Raw genomic sequence first — 2,085 nt, 5'->3', positions numbered from 1 at the left:
AGGCGGGTCCGCGGCCGGCGGCGCTGCCGATCCCGCCCTTGCTCGACCTGCAGCGGCTGGCCGCCGCGCGCGGACTGTCACTGCATCCGGCGCCCAAGCACCGGCCGGTCAATTCCGGGCTCGCCGACCGGGTGGTCATCGCGCTCGTCGAGGCCGGGCACGATCCGCGCTATTTCGTCGGAAAGGTGCTGTCGGGCGCCTGGGCCCATGACGACGGCGTCGGCGACCCGGCGGTGCTGTCGTCCTACCTCTCCCAGGTCGGGCTCGACGCCATGCCCGCGCTCAAGGACGCCAAGACCGAGGAGGTCGCCGCGATCCGCGAGCGCAATTCCCGCGAGGCGCTCGCCGCCGGCGCCGTGGCGGTCCCCGCCTATGTGCTGGGCGGCGAGGCGTTCATCGGCCAGGACCGGATCGAGATGCTGGAAGAGGTGCTCAGGACGGGACGAAAGGCGTTTCCGCATTGAAGCGAGAGGAAAGAGGCGGAGGATATTTTTCCTAACTCCCTTTACTCGACCCCCATAATTCATGTAAAAAGCAGGTCGCGGGCGGTGGTGTTGCGTGCCCGAAATTGTCCTCACAGCGGGAACCTCGACCATGCTCTCGCATGAACGCATCTGGTCGGCGCTCGATGCGCTGGCCGAACGGCACGGGCTGACAGCCTCGGGACTGGCGCGGCGCGCGGGCCTCGATTCCACCGCCTTCAACAAGTCCAAGCGCTGTGGCGCCGACGGGCGCGACCGCTGGCCCTCGACGGAATCGCTCGCCAAGGTGCTCGACGCCACCGGGGCCTCGCTCGAGGAGTTCATGAACCTGGTGCGCGGCGGCCGGGCGCCGGACAGCAGCTTTCCCGAAGGCGCGTTTCCGCCGCAGGCCGGGTCGATCCCGCTGCTGGGCTTCGCCCAGGCAGGCTCCGGCGGGTTCTTCGACGATGGCGGCTTTCCCGCCGGACAGGGCTGGGACATGGTGGACTTTCCCGCCCAGCCGTCGCAGCGGCCCGGCGTCTACGCGCTCGAGGTGCAGGGCGAGAGCATGATGCCGCTCTACCGCGACGGCGACATCCTGGTGGTCGAGCCGGGCGCACAGATCCGCCGCGGCGACCGGGTGGTGGTGCGCACGCGCGAGGGCGAGGTGATGGCCAAGGTGCTGAGCCGCCAGACCGCCAAATCGATCGAACTGGTCTCGCTCAATCCCGACCACCCCAACCGCAGCTTCGACCTGAGCGAGATCGACTGGATGGCGCGCATCATCTGGGCGAGCCAGTAGGATCCGCGGCGCCTTGATCCCGCGGTTGTCGCGCCCGGTGGGGCACGAGCGCGTCGGGCCTTGCCGGCGTGCTGCGGCGGATTGGCCGTCGTCGCGCCGCCCGGCTTGTGAAGCCGGGCACGACTTCCTATTGTCTGCAGACATCAACAGGAAGCTTGCCCATGTCCTCGCGCATCACCGCCCACGACGCCCTCATCTATCTCATGGTCACCATGTCCGCCGTCGACACGGCGATGAACGACGCGGAACTGGCGCGCATCGGCCGGCTGGTCACCTTCCTGCCGGTGTTCCAGGGCTTTGACGAGGAGCGGCTGATCGGGGTCACCCGCGCCGCGGCCGAACTGCTGAAGGGGCCCGAGGGGCTCGACATCATGCTTGAAGTGGTGCGCGACGCGGTTCCGCCCAAGCTCTACGACACCGCCTATGCGCTGGCGGTGGAGATCGCCGCCGCCGACTACAACATCCAGCAGGAGGAAATCCGGCTCTTGCAGATGCTGCGCGACCGGCTGGGCCTCGACAAGCTGACCTGCGCGGCGCTCGAGCGCGGCGCCATCGCCCGGTTCCGGAGCGCCTGACGCGCGCGCCGCCCCGGCCGTCGCCGGGCGGCACCCGCCCGCCTCACCAAATCGTGTTTCGCCTGCCGCGCCCTTGCGTGGCATAAAACATGCGAAACCTTGCATAGGATGCTGCGCCATGACCCTGTTCGGCCTGTCCGAGCCGGTAATCCGGCTTCTGGCCTTTTCGGTGATCTTCCTCACGCTCGCGGTCATCGAGCTGTGGGCGCCGCGGCTCGAGCGCGGCGAAATGCGCGGCGCGCTCAAG

The 2,085-nt window shown here is 68.9% G+C and carries 3 protein-coding genes; all 3 read left to right on the top strand.

What is annotated here, in order from left to right:
* A partial coding sequence (locus tag LL06_RS25270; protein WP_052161909.1) for a DsbA family protein occupies positions 1–464 on the top strand: 464 nt, incomplete at its 5' end.
* 130 nt (positions 465–594) lie between these two features.
* On the top strand, positions 595–1,263 hold the full coding sequence (locus tag LL06_RS25265; protein ID WP_035533611.1) for a helix-turn-helix transcriptional regulator: 669 nt from the start codon (positions 595–597) through the stop codon (positions 1,261–1,263).
* 161 nt (positions 1,264–1,424) lie between these two features.
* Positions 1,425–1,838 (top strand): tellurite resistance TerB family protein, encoded by a 414-nt coding sequence (locus LL06_RS25260; RefSeq protein WP_035533610.1) that lies wholly within the window; start codon positions 1,425–1,427, stop codon positions 1,836–1,838.
* The last annotated feature ends 247 nt before the right edge of the window (positions 1,839–2,085 follow it).

The sequence above is a fragment of the Hoeflea sp. BAL378 genome, assembly GCF_000759435.1.
GTDB lineage: Bacteria > Pseudomonadota > Alphaproteobacteria > Rhizobiales > Rhizobiaceae > Hoeflea.
The sequence above is the reverse complement of the archived record's forward strand: the minus strand, read 5'-3'. Positions and strand labels throughout refer to the sequence as shown.

What these genes read in the sequence shown, in the direction of transcription:
- LL06_RS25265 (WP_035533611.1), top strand. Translation starts at nt 595, where the DNA reads ATGCTCTCGCATGAACGCATCTGGTCGGCGCTCGATGCGCTGGCCGAA.
- LL06_RS25260 (WP_035533610.1), top strand. Translation starts at nt 1,425, where the DNA reads ATGTCCTCGCGCATCACCGCCCACGACGCCCTCATCTATCTCATGGTC.